The organism is Roseiarcus sp. (assembly GCF_052145395.1).
In the GTDB taxonomy this organism is placed as follows: Bacteria; Pseudomonadota; Alphaproteobacteria; order Rhizobiales; family Beijerinckiaceae; genus Roseiarcus.
The window spans coordinates 1-3,639 of the sequence record NZ_JBKQOT010000346.1 but is presented as its reverse complement, the minus strand read 5'-3'; the positions used below and the strand labels follow the sequence as shown (position 1 = coordinate 3,639).

The 3,639-nt window shown below is 62.5% G+C and carries 3 protein-coding genes; 1 reads left to right on the top strand and 2 read right to left on the bottom strand.

The features are described from left to right. Nucleotides 1-459: 459 nt before the first annotated feature. A complete protein-coding gene (locus ACLP25_RS11735) occupies nt 460-1,938 on the bottom strand; it encodes a hypothetical protein (protein WP_442469375.1) in 1,479 nt (492 codons plus the stop codon). Nucleotides 1,939-1,963: 25 nt separating this feature from the next. Next, nucleotides 1,964-2,731: a formylglycine-generating enzyme family protein gene (locus ACLP25_RS11730; protein ID WP_442469376.1), complete on the bottom strand. Its 768-nt coding sequence runs from the start codon at nt 2,729-2,731 to the stop codon at nt 1,964-1,966. A 507-nt stretch (nt 2,732-3,238) separates the two neighbouring features. Here ACLP25_RS11730 and ACLP25_RS11725 point away from each other — a divergent pair. Next, on the top strand, nt 3,239-3,639 hold a 401-nt coding region (locus tag ACLP25_RS11725), incomplete at its 3' end, for a DUF4399 domain-containing protein (RefSeq protein WP_442469374.1).

The following is a 3,639-nucleotide window of genomic DNA, read 5'->3' as shown; positions in this document are numbered from 1 at the left end:
GATTCTGATTCCGAGGGGCCTCCGGGACCTCTGTTTGACGCAATTTCGCCACAATATCCCACGTTCGCAGCGTCGGAAAACGCATCGTTGAGCCGCTATTCGATGAGCGACCATGGCCATCCCGAGGCGCACGCGAATCCCCCGGCGCGGCTCGAAGCGGCGGGGGCAGGTCGGGGCGCAGGGCGAACGTCATTGTCCAATCCGAGGGCTACAGGATCAGACTACGGGCCAATTCTCTTTTTTGCAAGATCTTGTTTCACTGATCCTGATGAGCGGAACAGCCGCGCTGCCGACACGCGGTCTTTTCGACGCTCGCCTCGCGACGCTAGCGGCGTCATCTTCCGGTTACATCCGGGCGGATTCACGCAATCGGCAGTCCCAACGTGGATCGGTGGGAAAGCTTATTCAACATGAGGCGCTCGAAGCAGGGAGCCTCAGACACTGCGTCATGGGGTGATGTCACTCAGCCAAGCTTTCCAGTAATCGCTCCGCCTGCGGCTTGAGCGCATCGCAAGTCATCTCTCGCGCGAAGCTTTCCGCCTCGCGTCGGTTGGGGTTCGTGCGAATGCGACTGAGTTCTTCGGCCTCTCCCTGACATGCGGCGGTGGGACCGGCGGCGATGTCGAGGCTCTCCAGAAGCAGGCGAACTTGAGGACGCAGCCGTTCGCATTGAAGGTCTCGCCAGAACTGCCGAGCGGAATCCGCTGAAGGTTGCGCGCGGATGCGGTCCAGTTTGTCCTGTTCGGAAACACAGTCGCTCGCCGCCTTTAGCCCCCGAGCTAACTTCCCCTTGCCTGAAGGACTTTGGGCGGCGGAGGCTGGCGCGAAGCCCAAGCTCTCCATCAGACGCAACAGCTGAGGGCGCAACTTTTCGCAGCGCAACTCGTCGGCGAAGCGCGCAGCCTCCTCGCTCGAGGGGCTCATGCGCAACCGCTCCAGCCGGTCCTCGTCACGTTTGCAGATTTCGTCAGGCGTCGACGATGCGACGTCGCTCCCTGCGGAAGGCGCAGCCGGCAGCGCGGCCTCGACCGTCGGCTTCGCGTCCGGCGCCACGCCATTCGAGACCTCCGCAGCACGCGGCGCAGAAGCCAGGGAGGCCAAGCTCCCCATCAGATTCGAGAGCTGAGGGCGCAACTTTTCGCAGCGCAACTCGTTGGCGAAGCGCGCAGCCTCCTCGCTCGAGGGGCTCATGCGCAGCCGCTCCAGGCGGTCTTCGTCACGGTTGCAGATTTCGTCGGGCGTCGACGACGCGACGTCGCTCCCTGCGGAAGGCGCGGCCTCGACCGTCGTTTTCGCGTCCGGCGCCACGCCATCCGAGACCTCCGCAGCGGCCGGCGCCGTCGGCGGTGGGCCCAAGGTTTCCATCAGATTCAAGAGCTGAGGGCGCAACTTTTCGCAGCGCAAGTCGTTGGCGAAGCGCGCAGCCTCGTCGCTCGAGGGGTTGCTGCGTAGCCGCTCCAGGCGTTCCTCGTCACGTTTGCAGATTTCGTCAGGCGTCGACGACGTGACGTCCCTCCCTGCCGGAGGCGCGGCTTCGATCGTCGTCTTCGCGTCCGGCGACCCGCCATTCGAGACCTCCGCAGGGGCCGGTTCTGGAGTCTTCTCGGCGTGAAGAAGTTTTTCGATTTCCGCCCTCGCCAATTGCGCATGGAATCCGCTCCCATGAGCGGCGAGGAAGGCGCGCCACCCGTCAAGCGATCGACGCTCTCGGGCAGTCATATAGTCCGCCAGGTCGCCATCGACATCGACTTTGGCCGCTGGGGCGACGGGCGCTTTGGCGCTGGGAGCAATGGGCGCGACGTTGGCAATGGGCGCTTCCTGTGTCGGAGGCGCGGAAGTGACGTCTCCCTCACTCAGCGACGACGCATAGAGATAAATGCCGATCGAAACCGCCAACGCCAGAACAAGAAAAATCGAGAACTTGAAAAGCGCGCTCATGCGACCGCCTCCGACCCGTCGCGTGTCAATTCAGGTCACGCGCAACCCGAAAGCCATTGGCGTAATATCGGACGTCCTCGTCATAGCGAAAGCGTGCGGAGGAGCGCACGGCGATTGCCTTGTCCCCGAACGAACCTCCCCTCAAAACTCGAAGCGAGCAATCGCCGCTCGTCCAGGCCGAGCCGTCATTTGGCGCGCCGCGGTACGATGGGTTCCAGCAATCCTCCACCCACTCGGCGGCGTTCCCCGCAGTGTCGTACAATCCGAAGGCGTTCGGCCGGAACGAACCGACCGGCGCGGTCCTGCCGCTTTCGCTCGCCCCGCACTCTGCGCATTGAGCATGTCCGGTCCCGACGTCTTTGCCCCACCAGTATGGAGTCGTCGACCCTCCTCGCGCGGCATATTCCCATTCCGTCTCGGTGGGCAGCCGATAGGGCTTTCCAGTCATCTTTGTCAGCCACGCGGTGAACTCTTTGGCGTCATCCCAGCTGACGTTTGTCACCGGGCGATCCGCCCGCCCCCAACCCTGATCCGGCGGACTGAACTTGCAACCGCCCGCGGCGACGCATCGGTCCCATTCGGCGAATGTCACGTCGCGGCGGCCTATGGCGAAGTTCTTGCGAATGCTAATGTGGTGAACCGGCTGCTCGCTCGGCTTTGAGTTGGAGCCCATGTCGAATTCGCCAGAAGGCACGATGACAAGCTCCGCGCAGTCTGGACAGTCGCGAAAGGCCTCTCCTGGAAGGCGCTCCTCATCCGACCCCGCGGCGCATGACGATCCTGATGCGCACATCGACAACGCGACGCCGATAATCGCCGCCGCAGCCCACCCGGAGCGACCGATGAACCGGCTCTGCACGATGCGTGATCTCCGCTTTTCGCGGCGGACGATCTCGAGAGGAACTTCTGGCGATAACAACTAAAGGGGCCCTCCAACAAGAAGGTCTGAAACGGAAAGCCGAGCGCGCCGGACATTAAGAACCGACGCTTTACAATTGTGCCGGTCCTGATAACAGAAGACCCCATAGCGAAACATGGACATCTGCATCCTCGCTCAATCTAGCCCCCTGTCAAGCGTCGAGGCTGGGCTTGAAGATGGTTGGGAGATCGGCTGAAGCTGAAAGCGTGGGCAATATTTGCGCTGATCGCAAGCCTTGTTTATGGCTCAAGCGCCTTTTCCCAATCCACGACCACTGGAGGTCCAACTCCGTCGCCGCCAGGGGCGAAGGTCGAATTTGTCGACCTCAAGGACGGCGCGGTCATCGGTCCCAAGACGACAATTCACTTTGGGCTGCACGGAATGGGCGTTGCGCCTGCGGGAACGAAGAAGGCCAATTCGGGCCATCATCACCTGTTGATTGATACGGATCTACCGCCCCTCGACCAGCCGATCCCGAACGACGAGAACCATCTCCACTTTGGCGGCGGCCAGACCGAAGTTGAGCTGTCGTTGCCGCCGGGGCCGCACACGCTGCAATTGCTGCTCGGCGATGAGAATCACATCCCGCATACCCCGCCCGTTTATTCCGACAAGATTCACGTCACAGTGGTTGAGTCCCCGCCTGCAACAGTTGTCGCCGCGCCAGCCCCCGCGCCTGGGGCTCGCCATCCTTCGCCGCAAGGGGCCCGCGCGTATATTGTTTCTCCCGAGAACGGCGCTTACGTGCCGACCACTTTCACGGTTCGGTTCGGACTCGAGAA